24 protein-coding genes are annotated in these 22,990 nt (G+C 73.1%); 12 read left to right on the top strand and 12 right to left on the bottom strand.

Translation table 11 applies throughout. The features are described 5' to 3' along the window. Positions 1–5: 5 nt before the first annotated feature. The gene (locus HP550_RS08345; protein ID WP_175347169.1) at positions 6–830 is read right to left on the bottom strand and encodes a DUF5926 family protein; all 825 of its coding nucleotides are present in this window, start codon (positions 828–830) and stop codon (positions 6–8) included. A gap of 70 nt (positions 831–900) precedes the next feature. Between HP550_RS08345 and pgm the strand changes: the two genes are divergently transcribed. Then, the gene (pgm, locus tag HP550_RS08340) at positions 901–2,574 is read left to right on the top strand and encodes a phosphoglucomutase (alpha-D-glucose-1,6-bisphosphate-dependent) (RefSeq protein ID WP_175347167.1); all 1,674 of its coding nucleotides are present in this window, start codon (positions 901–903) and stop codon (positions 2,572–2,574) included. A 4-nt stretch (positions 2,575–2,578) separates the two neighbouring features. Here the strand turns inward: pgm and HP550_RS08335 are convergent, their stop codons facing one another. Beyond that, complete coding sequence (locus HP550_RS08335; protein ID WP_175347165.1) at positions 2,579–2,875, bottom strand: GNAT family N-acetyltransferase; 297 nt, start codon at positions 2,873–2,875, stop codon at positions 2,579–2,581. 58 nt (positions 2,876–2,933) lie between these two features. Between HP550_RS08335 and HP550_RS08330 the strand changes: the two genes are divergently transcribed. The 4 genes from HP550_RS08330 to HP550_RS08315 all read left to right on the top strand — a co-directional run bounded on the left by HP550_RS08330 (position 2,934) and on the right by HP550_RS08315 (position 7,828). Next, positions 2,934–4,247, top strand: coding sequence for an MFS transporter (locus tag HP550_RS08330; RefSeq protein WP_175347163.1), 1,314 nt, complete (start codon positions 2,934–2,936; stop codon positions 4,245–4,247). Further along, positions 4,244–5,218 carry a phosphotransferase family protein gene (locus tag HP550_RS08325; protein WP_343048053.1) on the top strand — a complete coding sequence of 325 codons (975 nt, stop codon included), beginning with the start codon at positions 4,244–4,246 and terminating at the stop codon, positions 5,216–5,218. The genes HP550_RS08330 and HP550_RS08325 overlap by 4 nt, the downstream gene beginning before the upstream one ends. Before the next feature lie 10 nt (positions 5,219–5,228). Further along, positions 5,229–5,996: a hypothetical protein gene (locus HP550_RS08320; protein WP_175347160.1), complete on the top strand. Its 768-nt coding sequence runs from the start codon at positions 5,229–5,231 to the stop codon at positions 5,994–5,996. A gap of 74 nt (positions 5,997–6,070) precedes the next feature. After that, entirely contained in the window at positions 6,071–7,828 is a 1,758-nt protein-coding gene (locus HP550_RS08315; protein WP_343048052.1) for a pyruvate dehydrogenase, read from the top strand. A gap of 72 nt (positions 7,829–7,900) precedes the next feature. Here HP550_RS08315 and HP550_RS08310 read toward each other — a convergent pair whose 3' ends face one another. Next, complete coding sequence (locus tag HP550_RS08310) at positions 7,901–9,184, bottom strand: MFS transporter (RefSeq protein ID WP_175347158.1); 1,284 nt, start codon at positions 9,182–9,184, stop codon at positions 7,901–7,903. Between the two features lie 54 nt (positions 9,185–9,238). Here HP550_RS08310 and HP550_RS08305 point away from each other — a divergent pair, with 54 nt between their 5' ends. After that, a complete protein-coding gene (locus HP550_RS08305; RefSeq protein ID WP_343048051.1) occupies positions 9,239–9,751 on the top strand; it encodes a gluconokinase in 513 nt (170 codons plus the stop codon). A 114-nt stretch (positions 9,752–9,865) separates the two neighbouring features. Here the strand turns inward: HP550_RS08305 and HP550_RS08300 are convergent, their stop codons facing one another. From HP550_RS08300 to HP550_RS08290, 3 genes are read right to left on the bottom strand one after another with little or no spacing between them, the layout of a single operon-like run. After that, positions 9,866–10,693 (bottom strand): ArsR/SmtB family transcription factor, encoded by an 828-nt coding sequence (locus HP550_RS08300; RefSeq protein ID WP_175347156.1) that lies wholly within the window; start codon positions 10,691–10,693, stop codon positions 9,866–9,868. A gap of 40 nt (positions 10,694–10,733) precedes the next feature. Next, positions 10,734–11,225: a DUF427 domain-containing protein gene (locus tag HP550_RS08295; RefSeq protein WP_175347154.1), complete on the bottom strand. Its 492-nt coding sequence runs from the start codon at positions 11,223–11,225 to the stop codon at positions 10,734–10,736. Then, positions 11,222–11,545: a YtxH domain-containing protein gene (locus HP550_RS08290; protein ID WP_175347152.1), complete on the bottom strand. Its 324-nt coding sequence runs from the start codon at positions 11,543–11,545 to the stop codon at positions 11,222–11,224. The genes HP550_RS08295 and HP550_RS08290 overlap by 4 nt, the downstream gene beginning before the upstream one ends. A 103-nt stretch (positions 11,546–11,648) precedes the next feature. Between HP550_RS08290 and HP550_RS08285 the strand changes: the two genes are divergently transcribed. Beyond that, a complete protein-coding gene (locus tag HP550_RS08285) occupies positions 11,649–13,010 on the top strand; it encodes an APC family permease (protein ID WP_175347150.1) in 1,362 nt (453 codons plus the stop codon). Positions 13,011–13,047: 37 nt separating this feature from the next. Then, positions 13,048–13,626 carry a hypothetical protein gene (locus tag HP550_RS08280; RefSeq protein ID WP_175347148.1) on the top strand — a complete coding sequence of 193 codons (579 nt, stop codon included), beginning with the start codon at positions 13,048–13,050 and terminating at the stop codon, positions 13,624–13,626. A gap of 4 nt (positions 13,627–13,630) precedes the next feature. On the opposite strand, the gene HP550_RS08275 is transcribed toward HP550_RS08280, so the two are convergent. After that, complete coding sequence (locus HP550_RS08275) at positions 13,631–14,467, bottom strand: TetR/AcrR family transcriptional regulator (RefSeq protein ID WP_175347147.1); 837 nt, start codon at positions 14,465–14,467, stop codon at positions 13,631–13,633. Positions 14,468–14,517: 50 nt separating this feature from the next. Here HP550_RS08275 and HP550_RS08270 point away from each other — a divergent pair, with 50 nt between their 5' ends. The 3 genes from HP550_RS08270 (at position 14,518) to fucO (ending at position 16,720) form a co-directional block, all read left to right on the top strand. Then, positions 14,518–14,985 (top strand): hypothetical protein, encoded by a 468-nt coding sequence (locus tag HP550_RS08270; RefSeq protein ID WP_175347145.1) that lies wholly within the window; start codon positions 14,518–14,520, stop codon positions 14,983–14,985. Position 14,986: 1 nt separating this feature from the next. After that, the gene (locus tag HP550_RS08265) at positions 14,987–15,463 is read left to right on the top strand and encodes a flavodoxin domain-containing protein (protein WP_175347143.1); all 477 of its coding nucleotides are present in this window, start codon (positions 14,987–14,989) and stop codon (positions 15,461–15,463) included. A 105-nt stretch (positions 15,464–15,568) separates the two neighbouring features. Then, positions 15,569–16,720 (top strand): lactaldehyde reductase, encoded by a 1,152-nt coding sequence (fucO, locus tag HP550_RS08260; RefSeq protein ID WP_175347142.1) that lies wholly within the window; start codon positions 15,569–15,571, stop codon positions 16,718–16,720. Positions 16,721–16,747: 27 nt separating this feature from the next. Here the strand turns inward: fucO and HP550_RS08255 are convergent, their stop codons facing one another. Beyond that, positions 16,748–17,158, bottom strand: a complete 411-nt coding sequence (locus HP550_RS08255; RefSeq protein WP_175347140.1) for a ScoMcrA-related endonuclease — start codon at positions 17,156–17,158, stop codon at positions 16,748–16,750. Positions 17,159–17,173: 15 nt separating this feature from the next. Then, complete coding sequence (locus HP550_RS08250; RefSeq protein ID WP_175347138.1) at positions 17,174–18,097, bottom strand: pseudouridine synthase; 924 nt, start codon at positions 18,095–18,097, stop codon at positions 17,174–17,176. Between the two features lie 148 nt (positions 18,098–18,245). Here HP550_RS08250 and HP550_RS08245 point away from each other — a divergent pair, with 148 nt between their 5' ends. Further along, positions 18,246–18,851, top strand: coding sequence for a PilZ domain-containing protein (locus HP550_RS08245; protein ID WP_175347136.1), 606 nt, complete (start codon positions 18,246–18,248; stop codon positions 18,849–18,851). Positions 18,852–18,864: 13 nt separating this feature from the next. On the opposite strand, the gene HP550_RS08240 is transcribed toward HP550_RS08245, so the two are convergent. The 3 genes from HP550_RS08240 to HP550_RS08230 all read right to left on the bottom strand — a co-directional run bounded on the left by HP550_RS08240 (position 18,865) and on the right by HP550_RS08230 (position 22,983). After that, positions 18,865–19,767 (bottom strand): siderophore-interacting protein, encoded by a 903-nt coding sequence (locus HP550_RS08240; protein WP_175347330.1) that lies wholly within the window; start codon positions 19,765–19,767, stop codon positions 18,865–18,867. Between the two features lie 92 nt (positions 19,768–19,859). Continuing rightward, on the bottom strand, positions 19,860–21,920 hold the full coding sequence (locus HP550_RS08235; protein ID WP_425484429.1) for an iron ABC transporter permease: 2,061 nt from the start codon (positions 21,918–21,920) through the stop codon (positions 19,860–19,862). Between the two features lie 73 nt (positions 21,921–21,993). Further along, positions 21,994–22,983: an ABC transporter substrate-binding protein gene (locus HP550_RS08230; RefSeq protein WP_175347133.1), complete on the bottom strand. Its 990-nt coding sequence runs from the start codon at positions 22,981–22,983 to the stop codon at positions 21,994–21,996. Positions 22,984–22,990 lie beyond the last annotated feature (7 nt).

Raw genomic sequence — 22,990 nt, 5'->3', positions numbered from 1 at the left:
GCTCGTCAGCGCAGGGTGACCTGACGGGCCACCAGCCCGGCGCGCGCGCGGCGCTCGTTGGCGTCCAGCGGCGAGGTGTCCGCGAGCGCTGCCTCGAACGCGGGACGGAACGCGGCCAGCGGCTTCTCGATGTCGTCGGCCTCCGAGCCCTTGGCCAGCTCCCACACGGGGACGACCAGCCCGGCGGAGCGGAAGTAGCCGACGAACTTGGCACCCTCGAAGCCGGACGCGCGCTTGGCGTGCAGACGGGCCAGGGCGTCGAGCACCACCTGCTCCTCGTGCGGCTGGGCCCAGCGCAGGAACTCGCGGGCGCCCATCCGGCACCAGTACGCGGCGTCGGCCCCGGGCAGCTTGATCGTGTCGATGATGCCGGCGTCGGCCTCCTCGATCGCCGCCTGGAGGTCCGCGGTCCGCTCGGTGTCGGGAGCCAGCCAGTAGGCGAACGAGTCCTGCACCGTGACCTCGAACGGCACGCTCAGGTCCAGCACGTCCTGGAGGCGCGGTCCCGGCTCGGGCAGCCCGATGGTCTCGACGGCGGTGCCGGCCTCGACCTCGATGGCCTCGAGCAGCGCGTGCGCCAGGTCGCGGCTGACGTCGTTGGAGCTGCTGGTGGTCTGGAGCGCCAGCAGGATCACGCCGTCCGAGCGGTGCAGCGCCGGCCAGCTGGTCGGGAGCACCGTGGTGACCAGCACGTCGTGGGAGCCGTGCTCCTCGGTGGTGCGCGCGGTCGCGGTCGCCGCCGGGACGAGCTCCTTGAGCGCCACCCAGTCGGGCTCACCGGGGAGCCCCTCGAACGGGCGCAGCACGAAGTCGGACGAGTTCTTGGCCATGGCGCAAAGGTTACCGGTCGGGGCAGGCCGGGGTGTGCGGGACCCGTGGGCGTAGGGGAGGATCAGGGCCATGGACCCGCGCGCCGGAACACCTGCCCAGCCGTCCGACCTCGTCGACCTCGACGCCCTCGCGGGTGCGTACTACGACCGCGAGCCCGACCTCGACGATCCCGCGCAGAGGGTGGTGTTCGGCACCAGCGGGCACCGGGGCTCCGCCCTCGACACGGCGTTCAACGAGGCGCACATCGTCGCGATCACGGCGGCGATCGTCGAGTACCGGCGCGACCAGGGCACCGACGGCCCGCTGTTCATCGGCCGCGACACGCACGCCCTGTCCGACCCCGCCTGGCGGTCCGCGCTCGAGGTCCTCGGTGCGGCCGGCGTCGAGGTCCACGTCGACGCCCGCGACTCGTGGACGCCCACCCCGGGCGTCTCGCACGCGATCCTGCGGCACAACGGCGCCGGCACGTCCGAGGGCGTCCGCACGGTCGGACCCGGCCTGGCCGACGGCATCGTCGTGACCCCGTCGCACAACCCGCCGCGCGACGGCGGCTTCAAGTACAACCCGCCGCACGGCGGGCCCGCGGGGTCGGACGCCACCGGGTGGATCGCCGACCGCGCCAACGCCATCCTGGCGTCCGGCTGGAAGTCGGTCCCGCGCATCAGCGCCGAGGCGGCCCTGGCGGCGGACACGACGCTCAAGCACGACTACCTGTCCTCCTACGTGGCGGACCTGGCCAACGTGATCGACATCGAGGCCATCCGCGCGGCCGGCGTCCGGATCGGCGCGGACCCCCTGGGCGGCGCCTCCGTGGAGTACTGGGGCGAGATCGGCGAGTACTACGGACTCGACCTCACGGTGGTGAACCCGTCGGTCGACCCGCAGTTCGGCTTCATGACGCTCGACTGGGACGGCAAGATCCGGATGGACTGCTCGTCGCCGTACGCGATGGCGTCGCTGGTCGGCCGCATGTCGGGCGACCCGGCCCCGTTCGACATCGCCACCGGGAACGACACCGACTCCGACCGGCACGGCATCGTCACGTCCGACGGGCTGATGAACCCGAACCACTACCTCGCGGTCGCCATCTCCTACCTCTACGGCGGTGCTCGCCAGGGCTGGGGGGACGGCACGGCCATCGGCAAGACCCTCGTGTCGTCGAGCCTGATCGACCGGGTCGCGGCCAAGCTCGGTCGGCGGCTGCTCGAGGTGCCGGTCGGGTTCAAGTGGTTCGTGCCCGGGCTGGTGGACGGGTCGGTCGGGTTCGGCGGCGAGGAGTCCGCGGGGGCGTCGTTCCTGCGCAAGGACGGCACCGTGTGGACCACCGACAAGGACGGCATCCTGCCGGCGCTGCTGGCCTCGGAGATCCTGGCGACCACCGGGAAGTCACCGTCGGTGCACCACCAGGAGCTCGTCGCGGAGTTCGGCGAGTCCTGGTACGCCCGGGTCGACGCCGCCGCCACCCGCGACGAGAAGGCGACACTGTCGAAGCTCACCCCCGACCAGGTCACCGCGACCACGCTGGCCGGCGAGGCGATCACCGCGCGGCTGACCAACGCACCCGGCAACGACGCGGCGATCGGCGGGCTCAAGGTGACGACCCAGAACGCGTGGTTCGCCGCCCGGCCGTCCGGCACGGAGGACGTCTACAAGATCTACGCCGAGTCGTTCGTGTCCGCCGAGCACCTGGCGCAGGTGCAGGCGGAGGCGAAGGACGTGGTGTCGGCGGCGCTCGGGGCGTAGCGCGTCAGCCCTGGGGCGCGCGCACGAGGTCCTGGTAGTCGGGGTGCCGGCCGAGCCACGCCTTCACGTACGGGCAGAACGCGACGACGTCCCGCCCGCTGGCGCGGACCGAGTCGAGGGCGGCCTGCACGAGCGTGGACGCGATGCCCTGACCCTCGAACGCCGGGTCCACCTCGGTGTGCGTGAACACCACGGTGGTCCCGATGGTGTCGTACACCGAGAACCCGAGCAGCTCGCCGTCGGGGTTGCGCGCCTCGAACCGGTGGTTGTCGGGGGCGTCGCTGACCTGCACGTCCGTCATGCCATGAATGGTGGGGCACGGCGCGCTCAGGCGGTAGCCCTGATGACACACTGACTGCATGCTCCAGCCGTACCGCGACGTGCTGACGCGTCCCGGGGCCCTCGCGTTCTCCGGTGCCGGTGTGCTCGCCCGGCTGCCCATGTCGATGGTCGGCATCGGCATCGTGCTCATGGTGTCCACCATCTACGGCTCCTACGGCCTGGCAGGTCGCGTCTCCGCGGTCTACGTCATCGCCCAGGCGATCTGCTCGCCGCAGCTGGCCCGGCTGGTGGACCGGCACGGGCAGTCCCGGGTCATGCGTCCCGCCGTGGCCCTCGCGGCGGTCGGGCTGGTCGGCGTCGTCGTCGCCGCGTCGCAGGAGGCGCACGAGGCGTGGCTGTACGCCGCCGCGGTGGTCACCGGCGCGGGGATCGGCTCGTTCGGGTCGCTGGTCCGGGCGCGCTGGGCCCGCGTGCTCGGGGCGGACCCGCACCGGATGCACACCGCCTACTCGCTGGAGTCGGCGCTCGACGAGCTCGTCTTCATCGTCGGGCCCGTGCTGGCCACCGTGCTCGCCACCAGCGTCGCCCCGTCGGCCGGGCTGGTCGTCCCCCTGGTCGCCATGCTGGTGGGCGGCTACTGGTTCCTCTCCCTGCGCAGCACCGAGCCGCCGCCCGCGCCGGTCGGCAGCCCGCGCCCCAAGGGGTCCGTGCTGCGCAGGCCGGGCATGGTCGTGCTGGCGATCGTGTTCGTCGCGATGGGCTCGATCTTCGGCGCCACCGACGTGGCCACGGTCGCGTTCGCGGAGGAGTCCGGCTCCAAGGGGGCCGCGGGGGTCATCCTGGCGATCTTCGCGCTCGGGTCGCTCATCTCCGGGCTGCTCTACGGCACGCGGGTGTGGAAGCGACCCCTGTACCTGCGGTTCGCCACCGGGATGGTCGCGCTGGCGATCGGCGTCTGCTTCTTCTTCCTCGTGCAGTCGCTCGTGGCGCTCGCCGCCGTCATGTTCGTCACCGGGTTCGCGATCGCGCCGACGCTCATCAACGGCAACGGTCTGGTGCAGGACCTGGTGCCCCGGGAGCGCCTGACGGAGGGGCTGACCTGGGTGGGCACGTCGCTCGGCGTCGGGGTGTCCATCGGGTCGTCGGTGGCCGGGGCACAGATCGACGTCAACGGGTCGCACGCCGGGTTCCTCGTCGTCGTCGTCTCCGCCGGGGCGGCCGTCGTCGCGACGCTCGCCGCGCTGCGGACCCTGCGCGGCGACGCCGGCGAGCACGTGCACGACTCGGTGGAGGCCGGGTCGCCGTCCGCGACCGGCGGCGCGGCCGTGGCGGCGTGCGAGGTCGCGGAGTCCGTCGAGCCGTCGCGCTCGGTCGGTACCCTCGACGCGTGATCGACGCCCTGACCTCGCTCGTCGCCCCGATCGGCCGGCTCGCCGACGCCGAGCTGCTCACGGGCGGGCAGTTCGCGACGACGTACCGGGTGACCCTGGCCGACGGCGAGCGCGTGGTGGTGAAGACCGCGCCCGTCGGCACGGACGGTCTGCTCACCTACGAGCACGACCTGCTGCGCGCCGAGGCGCTCGTCTACGGTCTCGCCGCGCAGCGGCCCGCGCTGCTCATGCCGCAGGTGCTGCACACCGACTTCTCCCGGACGCTGCTGCCGAGCGACGCGCTCGTGGTCAGCCACCTGCCGGGCGTGCCGTGGGTCGACGCGGGCTTCGGGCCGGCGTCGTCGGACCCCCGGACCGTGCGCGCGGAGCGGGAGACCGGAGCCGTGCTGGCGGCGCTGCACGCGATCGACGGACCGGCCTACGGCTACCCGTGCGGCCGGCAGGAGTCGTCGTGGGCGTCGTCGTTCGGCGCGATGATCGACGAGCTCCTCGACGACGCCGCGCGGTGGTCGGTGCCCGTGCCCGCCGACGAGGTCCGCGCGGCGCTCGAGACGCACCGGCACGTGCTCGACGACGTCGCCCGTCCCTCGCTGGTGCACACCGACCTCTGGGCCGGGAACGTGTTCGTCGACCCCGTCACCGGTGAGGTCGTCGGGATCATCGACCCGGAGCGCGCGTTCTGGGGCGACCCGCTGGCCGACCTCGTCGGCATCGACCCGATGGGCCGCGAGCCCGGGACGCCCGCAGTCCTCGAGGGCTACGGCCCGCTCGACGTCGACAGCCCGTCCGCCCGGGCCCGCCTGGAGCTGTACCGGATGCGGCTCTGCCTGGTGATGATGATCGAGATCACGCCCCGGAAGTTCGACGGCGACTGGGTGGAGCCGCACCGCGCGGCGGTGACGGCGAACCTGCACGCGGCGCTCGCGTCCCTCCACGGACGAGACGACGTGGGCGCGCCCGCAGGTAGGTGAGGATGGGCGGATGCATCCCGCCCGCCTTGCCGCCGCAGCCCTCGCGATCGTCGTCCTCGCCGGGTGCTCCGCGGACGGCGGCAGCGACCCGGCAGGGTCAGCGTCGGCCACCTCGACCCCGACGCGCGCGCCTCTGACATTCGAGGAGGCGACGGCCGCGCTCACCGGGACGCTCCTGCCCACCGCAGCCGTCACGCACTGCGACGAGTACGAGCCGGGCTCCCCCGAGGCGCAGGAGTACCTCGACAAGCTCGCCGAGGAGACCGCCGCCAGCCCGACCCTGCCCCAGTGCGGCAACCCCGCGCTCGGCGACCTGCGGGCCGCATCCCTGGCGGGCCACGCCTTCGCCCTGGGTGACCCGGTTGCGCTGCCCTTCGCCGGCGGCGCGAGCCGGGCGATCGAGGTCTACGAGCTGCGCGACGCGGACTCGGCGCAGACCGCCGTCGCGACGGAGGCCGCCGACCTCGAGGGCTGGGCCGCCGACAAGGAGACGCCCCGGGTGGACAACGCCGACGGCTCCTACATGCCGCGGACCGTCGTCTCCGAGGCCGGCGTGGCGGAGGTCGACCTGCCTGGCTGGACGGCGTGGGTGCTCTCGCGCGACGAGGCGTCGTTCCAGGACGACGGCAGCGTCGCCGCGGACCCCTACTCCACGGCGCTCCTCTGGGCCGCGCGCGACAGCCTCGTCATCCGCGTGCAGGTGGTCGGCGACACCCCCGGCCAGGCTGTCGCGACGGCCCTCGACACCGCCACCCGGTACGTCACGGCCCTCGACTGACACCACGCCCGGCCGTGCGAGGTCGGCGGCTCGGGCTGACCATGGGAGACCGCCCACCACCTCCGGAGGTCCCCGTGGCACGACGTCGCTCCATCGCCGACCTGCTCGTCGCCCAGCTGGTCGCCGCCGGTGCGCGGCACATCTACGGGATCGTCGGCGACAGCCTGAACCCGGTGGTCGACGCCGTCCGGCGGGCGCGCGAGGACGGCGTCGACATCGCGTGGGTGCACGTGCGGCACGAGGAGGCCGGGGCGTTCGCGGCCGCCGCGGAGGCCGAGCTCACGGGTCGGCTGGCCGTGTGCGCCGGCTCGTGCGGGCCGGGCAACCTGCACCTGATCAACGGGCTGTACGACGCCAACCGGTCCCGCGTCCCGGTCCTGGCCATCGCGTCGCACATCCCCAGCGCGCAGATCGGCACCCAGTTCTTCCAGGAGACCCACCCGGACCGGCTGTTCCTCGAGTGCTCGGTGTACTCCGAGATGATCTCGACGGCCGCCCAGGCGCCGCGGGTGATCCGCTCCGCCATCCACCACGCCTACGGCGCCCCCGGCGTCGCGGTGCTGACCCTGCCCGGTGACGTCGCGGACCTCGACGCGCCCGAGGCCGGCATCGACGTCCTCACTCCCCCACCGGCCCCGCGGGTGGTGCCCGACGAGGGCGCGGTGCGCGCGCTCGCCGACGCCATCGACGCCGCGGGGAAGGTGACGATCTTCGCCGGGGCAGGCGTGCGCGGCTCGCGCACCGAGGTGCTGGCCCTGGCGCGGGCGCTGAACGCGCCGGTCGGTCACAGCCTGCGCGGCAAGGAGGTCATCCAGGTCGACAACCCGTTCGACGTCGGCATGTCCGGGCTGCTCGGGTACGGCGCGTGCCAGTCGGCCATGGAGGGCGCCGACCTGCTGCTCCTGCTGGGCACCGACTTCCCGTACGACCAGTTCCTCCCGTCCGGCGTCCGCACCGCGCAGGTGGACATCGAGCCGACGCGACTCGGCCGGCGGACACGCAACGACGTGGTCGTCCTCGGCGACGTCGGCGAGACCGCCACCGCGCTGCTCGCCCTCGTGAAGCCGAAGAGGAGCCACCGGTTCCTCGACCAGATGCTCAAGAAGCACCACCGGGCCATGAGCGGCGTGATCGGCGCGTACACCAAGGACGTCGAGCACACCCAGCCGATCCACCCGGAGTTCGCCGCCGTGGTGCTGGACGAGGAGGCGCCCGAGGACGCCGTGTTCACGGTCGACACCGGCATGTGCAACGTGTGGGCCGCCCGGTACATCACGCCCAACGGTCGCCGGCGCGTGATCGGGTCGTTCCTGCACGGGTCGATGGCGAACGCCGTCCCGCACGCGATCGGCGCGGCCCTGTCCGGTGGCGGCAGGCACGTGGTCGCGATGGCCGGGGACGGCGGCCTGTCGATGCTCCTGGGCGAGCTCATCACCGTGAAGGCTCTGGACCTGCCCGTGAAGATCGTCCTGTTCGACAACGCGACGCTCGGCATGGTCCGGCTCGAGATGCTCGTCGACGGGCTGCCCTCCTACGCCACCGACAGCCCCCCGATCGACTACGCGGCGATCGGGTCGGCGATCGGCATCCCGTCGGTCCGCGTCGAGCAGCCCACGCAGATCCGGGCCGCGCTGCGCGAGGCGTTCTCGCACGACGGTCCCGCGCTGATCGACCTGGTCACCGACCCGCGCGCCCTGTCGCTGCCGCCGAAGATCACGCGCGCGCAGGTGTCGGGGTTCACCGCGGCCATGAGCAAGGAGGTGCTCGGCGGCGGGCTGGGCGAGGTCATGGCGATGGCCCGCTCGAACCTCCGCAACGTGCCGCGGCCCTGAACGCGGCACTCTGCGCCGGGCGCGGCAGTTCCGACTGCCGCGCTCGGGCGAACTGCCGCAGTCGCGGTCTCGTCAGGGCACCGGGTGCCGCGCGTCGTAGTCCCAGAACGAACGTTGCGTCCGCACCAGCACCCACAGGAGCACCACGCAGAGCAGCCCGCCGACCACCGCGGCCCAGCCCTCGCCGACCTTCGACGCCGCCCCGCCGAGCAGCGCCTCGCCCAGCCGGGGTCCGCCCGCGACGACGACGATGAACACGCCCTGGAGCCGCCCGCGCATGTCGTCGGGCGTCGCGGTCTGCAGGATGGTCTGCCGGAACACCGAGCTGATCGCGTCGGCCGCCCCAGCGACCACGAGCATGAACACCGCGATCGCGAGCGCCAGCCAGAGCACCTGGTCCGGGTGCGCCCGGCCGGCGAGGACGAGGACCAGCCCGAACCCGGCGATCGCGAGGCCCCAGACCGTGATGGCGACCGCGATGATCCGGCCCTGCCAGCGGATCCGGGTCAGCCCGCCGGAGAACAGCCCCGCCAGCCCGACGCCGACCGCCGCCGACGCGGCCATGACGCCGGTGGTCGTCGCGCCCCCACCCAGGTAGACCAGCCCGACCGCCGGGAACAGCACGCGCGGCGACGAGGTGATCATGGCGACCAGGTCCACCGCGAACGTCATCCGCACGTTCTTCTGCGTGCCCAGGTACCGGAACCCGTCGATGACCGACGCCAGCCCCGCGTGCTGGCGTCGCGTGTCCGAGGGCTCCGGCGGCTGGGCCGGCAGGCGGAAGAGCGCGACCAGCGCGGCGGTGAACAGCAGGGCGTCGAGCGTGTAGGCGACGCCGTAGTCGAACGCGGCCACCAGGAACGCACCCAGCAGCGGGCCGACGGTGAACGCGACACTGAACCCGAGCGTCTGGAGGGCGTTCGCGGCGGGCAGCAGCGTCGGGTCGAGCAGCCGCGGGATGATCGCCGACCGCGCCGGCTGGTTCACCGCGAACGCCCCCGACTGCACGGCGACCAGTGCGAACAGCACCCACACCTGCGAGTTGCCGAGCCACGCCTGCACGGCCAGCCCGATGGTCGCGGCCCACGCCACGACCGACGCGATCAGGGCGACCTTGCGGCGGTCGTAGTGGTCCGAGATCGCCCCGCCGTACAGCCCGAAGAACACCAGCGGCACCAGCGCGCACAGCCCGAGGATGCCGACCGACGCGGTCGACCCGGTGAGCGCGTACACCTGGAGCCCGACCGCGACGACCGTCAGCTGCGCCCCGAGGTTGGAGATCGACAGCCCCCACCACAGCCGCCGGAACGCCGGGCTGACACGCAGGGGTGTCGTGTCGACGACGAACGAGGGCATCGGGCGAGTTTAGTTGCCCGAGGAGACGCGCTCGTCCGTGGGAGGCTGTCGACCGTGACCAGCCAGCCCGAGCACCTTGTCGTCATGGGGGTGTCCGGTACCGGGAAGTCGACGACGGCGCTCCTGCTGGCCGAGCGCCTCGGGATCCCGCTGATCGAGGGCGACGACCTGCATCCCCCGGCCAACGTCGAGTCCATGCGGGCGGGCCGGGCGCTCACCGACGACGACCGCGGTCCGTGGCTGCGCGCCATCCGGGACGCGATGACGGCGGCCGGTGGATCCACCGTCGTGACGTGCTCGTCGCTGCGCCGGTCCTACCGCGACGTCCTGCGCACGGCCCAGGGCCGCGTGCGGTTCGTGCACCTGGTCGTCCCACCGGACGAGCTCGCCCGCCGCCTCGCGGAGCGCACCGGCCACTTCATGCCGGCGACCCTCCTGGCCAGCCAGCTGGCGGCGCTCGAGCCGCTGACTGCCGACGAGGACGGGGTGGACGTCCCGGTCACCGGCCCTCCGGCCGCGATCGCTGACGAGGCCCTCCGCCTGCTCGGCCGCCCGGCGAGTTCGTGAGTTTCCGTCGAGTTCGGCTGCTCTAGCAACCGAAGTCGGCGGGAACTCACGAACTCGCGGCCCCGGGCGCGACGACGGGCCGGCCGCCTGAGCGACCGGCCCGTGCGACAGCCCTCAGGCCTCCAGCGACGTGCCCGTCTCCAGGAGCGTCTTGAGGTCCGACAGGATCTGCGGCCAGCCGCCGCCGAACTGCGGCAGGTCGCCCGAGATGAGTGCCGCAGTGCGCGGAGCGTCGGTGACGTCGTGGACCAGGGTCAGCTGCGTGACGCCCTCGCCGCGGGGCTCGAGCTCGTAGGTGAGCCGCGTGAACCCCTCCGCACGGGCCTCGTCGTCCCACAGCGTGCGCCAGGTGAGCACGAGGCGGGAGTTCTCCACGACCTCGACCACCTCGCCGTCGAGGATCGGCTGGTCGGCGGGGGTGCCGTAGGCGACCATGTCTGCCGACGGGAGCGTGGTGAACGCGCCGCCGGGCGTGAGGTCGAACGTGGACGGGCTCTTGTAGCCGTAGCGGGCGTTCCACTCCGGCGAGGTGATGGCCTTCCACACGGTGGCGGCGTCGGCCTTGATCCAGATGCGGTTGACGAGAACGGTCGTGGTGGCCGTGTCGGTCTGGGTGGACATGGTGGTCTCCAGGGCTGTCTTGAGGTCGGTCAGCGCGTGCAGGCGCTCGGCGCCGAGCACGTCGTACTTGTCGATCCACCGCTCGTGGATCAGCTGGATCGGGACGGCGTTGAGGAAGTGGAGCTTCTCCCGCCCCGATCGGCGCGTGACGACGAGGCCCGCCTCCTCGAGCACCTTGAGGTGCTTCATGACCCCGAACCGGGTCATCTCGAGGTCCTGCTCCAGCTCCGTCAGCGTGCGGCCGTCACGCGTGTAGAGCTGGTCGAGCAGGTGGCGACGGGTGGCGTCCGCAAGTGCCTTGAACACCAGGTCCTCGTCCATGCCGACGACGATAGGTGACCAATTAGTCACATGTCAACGACTACCAGCCGAGCGTTCCCGGCGTTCCCTTGAACGGGCCGACGACCCGTGAGGTGATCCAGCCGCCGTAGAACCCGCCGGGCTGCGGCTCCACCACCTCGCCGTCGACCGTGCAGGACAGGTCGGTGGCGTAGAGCGCGACCCGGTCGGAAAGCACCTCGTACCCCGGCAGCGGCGCCGGGTAGGTCCAGCCGACGCGCGACAGGGTCCGCCCCCCGACGCGCACGGAGACGTACGACGCGACGCCCTTGAACTCGCACACCGACGAGCCCGCGGCGGGCTCCAGCACGCCCGGCTCGAAGGCGTCGAGCGGCAGGTAGTACACGGGCGGGTGGCTGGTCTCGAGCACCCGCACGGCCGAGGTGGTCGACGCGACCGGCACGCCACCGAGCGTCACGACAACCAGCTCGGACGTCGGCTCGACCGCGGGCGGCCGCGGGTAGTCCCAGACCGACTCCTGACCGGGAGCGGCCGGAAGCGGGGTGGGGGTCACCGCTGCCCGGGGTTGGCGTCGTCCGCGTCCAGCAACGGCTCGACGACCGTCGGGGACGAGTCGTCCGTCGGGTACTTGGTGGTCGACGACGACACGGCGCCCTTGGCGGTGTCGACGGCCTTCTCCCACACCGCGGCACCCTGCTTCTTGGCGAACGCGGTCGCCTGCGCCTCGTACTCCTGGACGTACCCCTGCACGCGCGGGTCCCGCCAGACGTCCCCGGCCCAGACCTTGATCTTCTCCAGCTGCCGACGCCCGGACGGGGTGCCCAACAGGTACCCCGCAGAGACACCGGCGACGAACACGGTTCGCTTGATCATGCGTAGTCCTCCCGAACTCGGCTGAGTGTCCGAGCGTAGGCAAGGTTCCCCGTCGACGCGCGCCGGGGAGCCCCGCGCAGAAGACTGGTTGTGGGAGGCGACGATGAGCGACCAGGCAGTCACGACGACACCCTTGAAGCGGACCATCGGGCGCAGGGTGCTCCTGCTGTTCGTGGTCGGCGACATCCTCGGTGCCGGCATCTACGCGTTGACGGGCAAGGTCGCCGCCGAGGTGGGCGGCGCCATCTGGCTCCCGTTCCTGTGCGCGTTCGTGCTGGCCGGGCTGACCGCGGCGTCCTACGCGGAGCTGGTGGGACGGTTCCCGCAGGCGGCCGGCGCCGCGCTCTACGCCAACCGTGCGTTCAGGCGCCCGTTCCTCACGTTCATGGTCGCGTTCGCCGTGATGATGTCCGGCATCACCAGCGCGTCCGCGGCGGCCCGGGCGTTCGGTGGCGACTACCTGGCGGAGTTCGTCACGGTCCCGACACTGGCCGCCGCGTGGTTCTTCCTGCTCGCGATCACGGCGGTCAACCTGATCGGCATCTCGGAGTCGGTGCGGGTGAACGTGGTGCTCACCCTCGTCGAGGCGACCGGCCTGCTGGTCATCCTCGCGATCGGCGCCTGGGCCCTGATCAGCGGCGACGGCCAGCCGGGCCGCACGATGGAGCTGGAGACCGACGGGACGCCGTGGATCGCGGTCCTCGGCGCGACCGCGTTGGCCTTCTACGCGCTGCTCGGCTTCGAGGACTCGGTCAACCTGGCGGAGGAGACGAAGAAGCCGCGCCGCGACTTCCCCCGCGCCCTGTTCGGCGGCCTCGCGATCGCCGGGCTCATCTACCTCGGGGTCGCGCTCACGACGTCGATGCTCGTGGACACCGAGACGCTCGCCGGGTCCACCGGCCCGTTGCTCGAGGTGGTCAAGGTGGCGGGCCTGACGTTCCCGCCCGGGCTGTTCGCGGTCATCGCGCTGCTGGCGGTCACCAACACCGCGCTCATCAACATGATCATGGCGTCGCGCCTGGTCTACGGGATGTCCAGCGAGGGCATCGTGCCCCGGGTCCTCGGCCGGGTGCACGAGAAGCGCCAGACGCCGTACGTGGCCATCGCGTTCACCGTGCTCATCGCGCTCACGCTGGTGAGCACCGGCGACCTGGCCGGCCTCGCCGACACCACCGTCCTGCTCCTGCTGCTGGTGTTCGTCGTGGTGAACATCTCCGTGCTGGTGCTGCGCAAGGAGCCGGACGACGAGCCCGCCGAGGGCGACGACGGCCCCTCGTTCCGCGCCCCCACGTGGATCCCCGTGCTCGGCGCCCTGGTGTCCCTGCTGCTCGCGTCACCGCTGACGGGCCGGGACGCGGACGTCTACCTGCGCGCCGGCCTCCTGCTGGCCATCGGCGTGGTGCTCTACGTGGTCAACCGGCTGGTGGTCGGCCGGACGGGTGACAGGACCCCGACAGGCACCTGACCACCCGTACGCTCTCCCCCGATCCGAGGGGGAACGTGTGCGCAGCTCGACCATCGGCCTCATCGTCACCGGCACGCTCGTCGTCGCCAGCGGCGCCACGGTGATCGCTCTCCTGGCCCGCGACGACCCGGGCACGAACCCGGCCCGGTGGAAGACCGAGACCCTGACCGCCGACGGGGCCTCCGCGCTGCCGAACCCGCTGCACGTGGCACTCGCGGACTGCCCCGGCTTCTCGCTCTCCTCCCCGGTCCCGCAGGACAGCCGAAACGCGCCCGGCGCGGGCACGTACATGGTCAGGCTCGCGCCCGAGCACACGGCGTTGTGGGTGTGCACCGGCACGGTCGAGGAGACGGGCGGAGCGCGCGCCGCCGTCGCGGTCCAGCTGGCTGACCGGGAGAGCATGACGAGCATGAACCCCGCCCTGGTGACCACACCGTTCGGCGAGGTGGTCCGCGTGGACCGCGCGTTCGGCCCGGATGCCGTACCCCGGCTCACGGACTGGCTGGTCGACCACGGCGGCTACACCTACGCGTTCGGCTACCTCCACCCGACGCAGGACGCGCGCTACTACGAGGACATGGAGGCCATGATCGCGTCGATCGTGTGGGACGAGTAGCCGGTCAACGGGTGCGCAGGCGCCGGGCCTCGTCCTCCAGGTCGAACGAGCCGGCGATGGCGGACTCCACCCGGCCGTCGTCCCACACCACGTCGGGATCCGGCTCGAGGTAGGACAGGACGGTGGCGACGACCGCGTACGACTCGGTGGTCCACAGCGACTCGGTGGTCGAGCCGAGCGCCCGCATGAGCCGCGGGGGTCGTGGCGGGACGATGGCGGCGCGGGCGACGAGACCACTCATGAGCGCACCGGTCGCCTCGGCCATGAGCGTGAACCCCGTGTCGGGGTCGAGCCAGGGGACCAGCCGGTAGCCCACGACGGCGGGCAGCCGGGCGTAGACGCGTGCGCGGCGGTCGGTGAAGGCCCGCTCGGAGCTGGCGAGCTCGGCGGCGACGGCATCCCGCAGGTCGCCGGGCGGCAGGCTCGAGCAGGTGGCTCGGAGCGCCAGGTGGTCGCGCCACGCGGTCGAGCCGGCGATGCGGCCGAAGTCGCTCTCGGTGGCCACCCGCAGGCTCTCGACCACGAGCGTCCGCCTGCCCTCGGGCGTGGCCAGGACGCCGCGGTGCTCGACGACGAGGTCGCGGACCGCCGCGATGTCCGCGTCGGACTCGGGTTCCAGCTCCGCGTTGCGGACCACGCGCAGGAGGACCTGCCGGAGGAAGTCGGCCTTCGTCGGCCAGTGCCGGTAGGCGGTCGCCCGCGACACGCCCGACGCCGCGATGGCCTCCTCGAGGCTGATGTGGTCGAGCCCGACGGTCAGCCCGCGCTGCCGGATCAGCTCGACCGCGGCGTCGATGACGCGGGAGCCCGCACTACCCGTCCGTTGACTCTGCTGAGACATGATGTCTATTCTGCATGAGACATCGTGTCTCATCGCGTCGGGAGCCCTCCGTGCCTGCTCATGCCGTCCTCGGCCTGCTCGCCCTGCTGCTGTCCGTGCTGGCCGCGCTGACCGCCCTCGTCTACGTCGGAGTCCCCCGCACCCGGCGCGCGCTGCGCTGGCCGGTCGTCGTGCTGGGCGTCCTGGCCATGACGACGATCGTGTTCGCCGGCGAGGCGGGCAAGACGCTGCTGACCGCCGTCGAGTCCCTGGGCTCGAGCGAGGAGGTGCTGGCCGCACAGGCGCACGGCCACGGCTCCGACGCCGTGACCACCTCGGTGTTCTTCCTGCTCGCCTCGACGCTGGCCACGGTGTGGGGACCGCTGCGCCCGACGCGGCCCGCCGGAGGCACCGCGGCACGCTGGTGGGCCGCGGTCGTCGGCGTGCTCGCCGTGACGACGCTGGTCTCGGCGGTGGTCGTGCTCGGGCACGCGCTGGAGGCCGTCACCGCCGGCAACCCGGCATGGCAGGTGGGCTGACGTGCGCGTCCTGGTGGTCGTCGAGTCCCTGTTCGGGAACACCCATGCCATCGCCCGCGCCGTCGCCGAGCGGCTGCGGGAGGACGGCGCCGAGGTGGAGGTGGTCGACGCGGCATCGGCCGGCCCGCGCCTCGACGGGGCCGACCTGGTCCTGGCGGGGGCGCCGACGCACAACCTCGGCCTGCCGACCGACAGGTCGCGCGCGTCGGCCGTCGACCGCGGGGCGCAGCCCGTGAGCTCCGGCCTGCGCGAGTGGATCGGGGCCCTGGAGGCGTCGAGCACGCCGGTCGTCACGTTCGCGACCAAGGTCGAGGGTCGGTTCTCGGGCTCCGCCAGCAAGGCGGCCGCCAAGCTGCTGCGGCGCCGCGGGCTCAGCGCGCAGCAGGGCACCGACTTCGTCGTCGCCGGCACCGCCGGGCCGCTGACCGAGGGCGAGACCGACCGCGCCCGCGAGTGGGCCACCACCCTGCACACCTGACGAGACCAGGACCTTGTGCCCTGCACGACGTGGGGCTGTGCGCGCTTGGATGGAGCCTGAATCGATTCACGGCGTCATCGACGACGCCACGAAGGAGGCTGCACGATGTCGCACCGCATGATCTGGAACCAGACGGCGTACTTCGGCCCGGGCTCGATCGAGGTCGTCCCCGACGAGCTCACCCGGCGCGGGTTCACCAAGGCGTTCGTCGTGTCCGACGCGGTCCTCGTCGCGACGGGCGTGACCGCGCGCGTCACCGACCTGCTCGACACCGCCGGCTTCCCGTACGAGGTCTACAGCGAGGTCCAGGCCAACCCCACGATCGAGAACGTGCAGGCGGGCGTGGCGGCCTTCGCCGCCGCGGGCGCGGACGTGCTCGTCGCGATCGGTGGCGGCTCGCCCCAGGACACGTGCAAGGCGGTCGGCATCATCGCGGCCAACCCCGAGTACGCCGACGTCCGCTCGCTCGAGGGCGTGGCGCCGACGAAGCACCCGTCCGTCCCGATCATCGCGATCCCCACGACGGCCGGCACCGCGTCCGAGACGACCATCAACTACGTCATCACCGACGTCGAGCGGCAGCGCAAGTTCGTCTGCGTCGACCCGCACGACATCCCGGTGCTCGCGGTCGTCGACCCGCAGATGATGGCCACCGCCCCCCGCTCGCTCAAGGTGGCCACCGGCCTGGACGCCCTCACGCACGCGATCGAGGGCTACATCACGCAGGGCGCGTGGGAGCTGTCGGACCTGTTCCACCTCAAGGCCATCCAGGTCATCGCCACGTCGCTCGCGGCTGCGGCGGACGGCGACGAGGCCGCGGCCGAGCGCATGGCCCTGGCCCAGTACGTCGCCGGGATGGGCTACTCGAACGTCGGCCTCGGCCTGGTGCACGCCATGGCGCACCCGCTCGGCGCGTTCTACTCCGCACCGCACGGCGTGGCCAACGGGATCCTGCTCGCGCCGGTCATGGCGTTCAACGCGTCGGCCAGCGGGGAGAAGTACCGCGACATCGCCGCGGCGTTCGGGGTCGCCGACGCCCGGACGATGCCCCTCGACGACGCCCGCTCCGCCGCGGTCGCTGCCGTCGCCGCCCTCACCCGGCAGCTGGGCAACCCGACCGCTCTGCGCGAGGTCGGCGCCACCGAGGCCGATGTCGCGGCACTGGCCAAGGCGGCCTTCGAGGACGTCTGCGCCGGGGGCAACCCGCGCGAGGCGTCGGTCGCCGACATCGAGGACCTCTACCGCTCGCTGCTGTGACGGGAGCGGCTGGCGGTCGTCGGGCCGTCAGCCGCAGTCGTCGCAGATGCCGGTCGCGGGGAGCACCATCGCGCACGTCGGGCAGATCGCGGCCACCCGCTCGGGGGCTGCGGTGGCGCGCCGGGTGGCCGGTGCGCGCCGCACCGGGGCGACGGGCGCGCGGCGGACGGACGGCGGCTCGGTCACGTCGAACCCGCGCTTGCGCAGGACCGCCGACCCGCCCGTGCCGACCTCGTCCGCGCTCGCGAGCCTGCCGGTCGCGTACCGGTGCGCGACCCCGAGGATCGCGGTCGAGTCGTAGCTGCGCCCCTCGTGCAGGAGCGGGTACCCGCCCGGGGCGAAGCCGTAGACGCCGAGGAAGTCGTCGCCGCCGCGCGAGTCGTACTCGGCGATGGCCTGGAGGATGTGCTGCCGGGTGACGGCGGAGAACGTGGCCACGAGAACGAGGGTACGTCAGCCCTCCGCGGTCAGCGGGAGGCGCCGGACGCTGCGGAACCGTCGCGGGGTGCCGTCGACCGGGTCGGTGAACGCGATCTCCCCGGCGAGCAGCTGGAGCGGACGGCTGAAGTCGTCGACCTCGACCTCCTGCACCACCGGGTACAGCGGGTCGTCGACGATCGGGACGCCGAGCCCGTGCAGGTGCACGCGGAGCTGGTGGGTGCGGCCCGTGCGCGGCGCGAGGCGGTAGACCCCGCGACCGTCCACCTCCGACTCGAGCTCGACCAGCGTCTCCGCGTTCACCGGGGCGCCCGGAACGACCTCTGCCTGCCAGGCGCCGCGCTCCTTGCGGAGGTGGTTGCGGACGACGACCGGGAGGACCAGGTCCTCGCGCAGCGGCGCCAACGCCCAGTACGTCTTGTCCACCGCCTTGTGCTCGAACAGGGACTGGTACGGCCCGCGCCACCGGGGTTCGGTCGCCAGCATCAGCAGGCCCGACGTCACCCGGTCCAGCCGGTGCAGCGGGGACAGGTCCGGCAGGTCCAGCTCGGCGCGCAACCGGACGACGACGCTCTGCATCACGTGCCGGCCGCGCGGGATCGAGGACAGGAACGGCGGCTTGTCGACGACCACCAGGCGCTCGTCGCGGTGGACCACGTGGATCGGCGCGGTCACCTCCGGCTCGTCGCGCAGGTCGCGGTGGAACCACACGAACCGGTGCGGGGCGTAGGGGTCGGTGGCGAGCACCGGGCGGCCGTCCTCGTCGACGAAGCGCTGCGCCTCCAGCATCTCCGCGACGTCGACGTACTCGGGCAGCCGGTGCCGTAGCCAGTCGCCCATGGTCGCCCACTCGTCCGCGCGGGAGCGGTCGCGATCGGGGGTCCGCAGCCAGGCGGCGCTGAGGCCGTGACGTGCCGGCAGCGGCGATCTGGGGGGCACCTGCCGATGCTACGGGCAGCCCGTCACTCGTTCGCCGCGCCGCTGGGTCCGCATCCGCCCTCATCCCCCAGCCGTCGCGCACCGATCAGAGAGGCGGGGGCGCGTCTCGCCGCGCGGCTACGGCGACCTCGACCGAACGGATCCGACCATGCACCACCTCGCGCACTGCTCCCTCTCCGCCGAGGGGCGCGTGCTCGACGGCTTCGTCATCTCGTGCGCCGACGGGACGCTGATGATGCGCACCGAGCCCGGAGCCGCGGGCGGGGCCTTCCGTGCCGGTGACGACGTCCAGGTCCTGGTCCTCGACGACGTGCGCGGCGAGGTCAGGTACACCGGCTGGGTGGCGAAGGTCCGCGCCACGTCGATGCAGATCGCGGACCTCGAGCTCACGTCCACCCTGCAGAAGCGGAAGGTCGCCCGGGTCAGGATCGCGCAGACCTGCACCGGCGTCGTGACCTCGCCCGAGGGCGACACCCGGTCCCTCACCTTCGTCGTGCTCGACATCAGTGCGCACGGCATGCGCGTCTCCACGACGGCGGAGCTCGCGGAACGCGATCGGATCGCGTTCCGGTTCCCGGCCCGCGACCGCGTCGTGGCACTCGACGCGGAAGTGCTGCGGTCACACCGGACCAACGGCCGGTCGACTCAGTGCGGCTGCCGCTTCGTCGGTCTCGTCGAGCGAGACCTGGACACCCTGTTCCGGTACGTGCTGCAGACGCAGGGCACGCAACGGCGCACCCGTCTGCGCGCCTGAGGTCGCGAGCGTCTCAGCTGGACTCGGAGCGCCCCGCGCGCCAGTACCCCATGAACGCCACGGCCTTGCGGTCCACGCCGCACTCGGCGACCAGGTGCCGGCGCAGGGTCTTGATGACGGCGGCCTCGCCCGCGAGCCAGGCGTACAGCGCGGCGTCGGCCCGCAGGGGCTGGCCCTGGGCGTCGACCGGGACCTCCCACAGGAGCCCCTCGTCGATGTCGACATCCTCCAGCTCGACGTCCGGCGCGGGCGCCTGGCCGGGCAGGAGTCGTGCGCACGCGGCCTGCACCGCGGGGATGAGCAGCTCGCCGTGGGCGCGGCCGTCGCGGCCGTACCAGCGGACCGTCACCCCGTCCGGCGCAGCGAGGTCGAGGCGGTCGCCGGACAGGGGCATCTCGATCAAGGCCTCGCCGCGGGCGTCGGCGGGCAGGCGCTCGAGGATCCCCGCGATGGCGGGCAGCGCGGTCTCGTCCCCGGCGATGAGCAGGCGGTCGGTGTGCGGCGGGGGCACGAAGTCGACGCCGCCGTGCGGGCCGTCGGCCTCGGCGTTGGGGCCGAGGATCACCAGGTCGTCGCCGGGGGCCGCGTTCAGGGCCCAGCGCGACGCCGGTCCCAGGTCGCCGTGCAGGACGATGTCGACGTCGACCTCCCTGCGGTCCTGGCGGACGCCGCGGGCGGTGTACGTGCGGATCGGGTGGCGCTTGTCGTCGGGCATCGCGCGCCAGCGGCCGTACCAGTCGGCGCTCGACTCGAGGCTGAGCAGCTCGTCGTACGGCGCGTTCTCGAGCGGGAGGAAGAACTTGATCCGCTGGTCGAACCCGTTGTCGGCGAAGCGGTCCAGGTCCTCGCCCGTGAACGTCACGCGCAGGACGCTCGGGCACATGGTCTGCACGGCAGCGACCTGCACGGCGAACATGCGGAAGGGCAGCGCGGGGGCTTCGACCGAGACGGGCACGTCGCCCAGGGTAGAGGAAGGTGAGGCTGTCCTCACTACCGGGTTCGTCACAGTCACAGTGCACTCCTTCGGGTCCGCCACAGCAGGGAGATGAAGTAGGGGGTGCCGATCATGGCCGTGAGCAGTCCGGCCGGGATCTGCGCCGGGGCGATGACCGTGCGGCCCAGCGTGTCGGCGACGCTCACCAGCAGAGCGCCGAGCAGCGCCGCGACGGGGAGCACCCGGGAGTGCGACGAGCCGACGAGCGAGCGGGCCAGGTGCGGCGCCAGGAGGCCGACGAACCCGACGACCCCGATCGCCGACACCGCGGCCGCGGTGAGCAACGCGGTGACGACCAGCAGGCCGAGCCGGGTGCGTTCCAGCGGGACGCCGAGCACGCGGGCCACGTCGTCGTCGACCGCCAGCACGTCGAGGTCCCGACGCCAGCGGACCACCATTGGGACGATGACCAGCAGCGCGACCGCGACCGGCCACACCTGCTCCGCCGTGCGCCCGTAGGTCGAGCCGGACAGCCACGTGAGCGCCATCGTCGTGTTCCACGGGTTGGTCAGGACCACGATCAGGGTGATCAGCGACGTGGCGACGGCCGAGACCCCGATGCCGACGAGCACGAGCCGGTCGGAGCTGAGCCCGCGCCGGTTGGCCAGCGTGTAGACGAGCGCGAACGTGGCCAGCGCCCCGACGCAGGCTGCGGCGGAGACGACCCAGAAGCTTCCGCCCGGGAACAGGACGATCGCGAGCACGGCACCGACGCCGGCACCGCCGGTGATGCCGAGCAGCGACGGCTCGGCGAGCGGGTTGCGCGCGACGGCCTGCACCGTGGTACCTGCGAGGCCCAGTGCGGCGCCGGCGAGCAGGGCGGCGAGCACGCGCGGGGTGCGCTGGTCGAGCACGAAGCTGACCTGCCGACCGCTGACGCCCGCGAACCAGTTGGCGACGTCGCCCATCAGCAGCAGGCGGTCGCCGAGCAGGAACCCGGCGACGAGCGCGGCGACGACGGCCAGCGCGAGCACGCCGACCACGAGCGCCACCCGGCCGCGTGTCGCGGGGTGGGCGCCGACCGACGCGGTGCTGCGGGCCGGACCGGAGTCGCGCAGGCGGCGGGCCAGCCAGACCATCACCGAGGCGCCGAACAGGGTGGTGACGATGCCGGTGGGGATGGCCACGCCGGCGACCCCGGGGACGGCCAGGCGCAGCAGGACGTCGGCGCCGAGCACGACGACGCACCCGGCCAGCGCGGCCAGCGGCAGGAGGAGCCGGTGCCGGGCGAGCCCCGGGACGCGTCCGGCGACGAGTCGCGCGATGACCGGCGCGGTCAGACCGACGAAACCGATGGGACCGGCGACGGTGACCGCGAGCGCGGCGAGCAGGACGGCCAGCAGGACGGTGACCACGCGGGTGCGCCGGACGTCGAGGCCGAGCACGGCGGCGGTGTCGTCGCCGAGCGCCAGCACGTCGAGGCGGCGCGCCCAGGCCACGAGGACGATCCCCGCGACGAGCACGACCGGCGCCGCCTGGGCCACCTTGGACGTGCCGGACTGGACGATCGAGCCCTCGCCCCACGCGAACATCCCGGCCGTCTCCTGCTCGAACAGGAGCATGAGCAGGATGGTCAGCGACGAGAGCGCCAGCATCGTGGCCGATCCCGCCAGCACCAGCCGGGTGGGTCCCTCCGCACCGCCGCGGGCGATGGCCAGCACCAGCGCGGCCGCCCCGAGGCCACCGACGAACGCGAGGGCGCCGTTCACCGCGAACGGCAGCGTGAGCCCGGTGACCGCGGCGAGCACCACGGTGAAGTAGGCGCCGGCGTTGACCGCCAGCGTGTCGGGCGAGGCCAGCGGGTTGCGCGCCACGGACTGCAGCGCGCTGCCGGACAGGCCCAGGGCGGCGCCGACGATCAGGGCCGCGAGCACGCGGGGGGCGCGCGACGCGACGAGCACCGCGAGGGCCTCGTCGTCACCCGAGCCCGAGAGCAGGCCCAGCAGGTCTCCCACGCCGATGCGAGAGGTGCCGAGCGTCAGGTCGACGAGCGCCAGGAGCACCACCGCGACCACCGCGGCGGCGAACACGGCGACGATCCGCCCCGGCTGCGCGCCGCGCGTGCGCGCGGGCACGGCGGCAGGATCCGCCACGCCCAGCGCGGCGGATCCTGCCTCCCTCGGTGCGTCGACGGTCACGGGTCTGGTGTCAGGCCGCGGTCAGGGCCGCGACGGCAGCGTCGATGAACGCCGACGCCGACTGCGGGCCGCCGAACATCCAGATGCCGTCGGGCAGACGGGCCGTGTTCCCGGCGACGACGAACGGCAGCTGCTCCCAGATCGCGTTCCCGGCGAGCCCGTCCTTGAACGCGTCGCCGCCGTCGGTGTCGTTGCCGACGTACAGGAAGTGGACGTCACCGAGGCCGGTCAGGCCCTCGACGTCGGTCTGCGCGAGGCCGTAGTCGGGGTCGCCCTCGCCGGTCCAGGCGTTGGTCAGGCCCAGCTCCGTCGCGACGCCGCCCAGGAACGACCCGGGCGTGTACATGCGGATGGAGACCGCCCCGTCGGACACCCAGCCGTCGGCCATGGTGAACTCGGCTCCGGCCAGGCCGGCGTCGTCGAGCTGCGTCTTGGCGTCCTCGACCTTGGCGTCGAAGTCCGCGAGCGCGGCCTCGGCCTCGTCGGACGTGCCGGTGGCCTCGCCCAGGATCTCCAGGGTGCTGCGCATCTTGCCGATCGGGTCGGACGCGTCCGAGCCACGCAGCGCGATCACCGGGTACTCGGCCTCGATCTGCTCGATGACCTCGGCCGGCAGGTCGGTGGTGGTGACCACCAGGTCCGGCTCCAGGGCGGCGATGGCGTCCAGCGACGGCTCGCCGCGGAAGCCGACGTCCGGCGTCGACCCGTCGAGCGGCACGACGGTGGCCCACGTGTTGTAGCCCGTCACGTCCGCCGCGCCGACCGGCGTGACGCCGAGCGTGAGCAGGTTCTCCGTCAGCCCCCACTCGAGCGAGACGACCTTGGTGGCGGGGCTGTCGAGCTCGACGGTGCCGCGGTCGTCCGTGATCGTGATCGGCCCACCGGCCGCGGACTCGGAGGCCGAGGCCTCCGGTGCGTCCGCTGCGTCCTCGGTGGTGCCGCAGGCGGCCAGGAGCAGGGCTGCTCCGGCGAGCAGGGCGGGAAAGGCTGTCTTGCGCACAGGGGTG

The sequence above is a fragment of the Cellulomonas humilata genome (genome assembly GCF_013359775.1).
In the GTDB taxonomy this organism is placed as follows: Bacteria; Actinomycetota; Actinomycetes; order Actinomycetales; family Cellulomonadaceae; genus Cellulomonas; species Cellulomonas humilata.
The sequence above is the reverse complement of the archived record's forward strand: the minus strand, read 5'-3'. Positions and strand labels throughout refer to the sequence as shown.

What these genes read in the sequence shown, in the direction of transcription:
- HP550_RS08345 (WP_175347169.1), bottom strand. Translation starts at nt 830, where the DNA reads ATGGCCAAGAACTCGTCCGACTTCGTGCTGCGCCCGTTCGAGGGGCTC.
- pgm (WP_175347167.1), top strand. Translation starts at nt 901, where the DNA reads ATGGACCCGCGCGCCGGAACACCTGCCCAGCCGTCCGACCTCGTCGAC.
- HP550_RS08335 (WP_175347165.1), bottom strand. Translation starts at nt 2,875, where the DNA reads ATGACGGACGTGCAGGTCAGCGACGCCCCCGACAACCACCGGTTCGAG.
- HP550_RS08330 (WP_175347163.1), top strand. Translation starts at nt 2,934, where the DNA reads ATGCTCCAGCCGTACCGCGACGTGCTGACGCGTCCCGGGGCCCTCGCG.
- HP550_RS08320 (WP_175347160.1), top strand. Translation starts at nt 5,229, where the DNA reads ATGCATCCCGCCCGCCTTGCCGCCGCAGCCCTCGCGATCGTCGTCCTC.
- HP550_RS08310 (WP_175347158.1), bottom strand. Translation starts at nt 9,184, where the DNA reads ATGCCCTCGTTCGTCGTCGACACGACACCCCTGCGTGTCAGCCCGGCG.
- HP550_RS08300 (WP_175347156.1), bottom strand. Translation starts at nt 10,693, where the DNA reads ATGGACGAGGACCTGGTGTTCAAGGCACTTGCGGACGCCACCCGTCGC.
- HP550_RS08290 (WP_175347152.1), bottom strand. Translation starts at nt 11,545, where the DNA reads ATGATCAAGCGAACCGTGTTCGTCGCCGGTGTCTCTGCGGGGTACCTG.
- HP550_RS08285 (WP_175347150.1), top strand. Translation starts at nt 11,649, where the DNA reads ATGAGCGACCAGGCAGTCACGACGACACCCTTGAAGCGGACCATCGGG.
- HP550_RS08275 (WP_175347147.1), bottom strand. Translation starts at nt 14,467, where the DNA reads ATGTCTCAGCAGAGTCAACGGACGGGTAGTGCGGGCTCCCGCGTCATC.
- fucO (WP_175347142.1), top strand. Translation starts at nt 15,569, where the DNA reads ATGTCGCACCGCATGATCTGGAACCAGACGGCGTACTTCGGCCCGGGC.
- HP550_RS08245 (WP_175347136.1), top strand. Translation starts at nt 18,246, where the DNA reads ATGCACCACCTCGCGCACTGCTCCCTCTCCGCCGAGGGGCGCGTGCTC.
- HP550_RS08240 (WP_175347330.1), bottom strand. Translation starts at nt 19,767, where the DNA reads ATGTTCGCCGTGCAGGTCGCTGCCGTGCAGACCATGTGCCCGAGCGTC.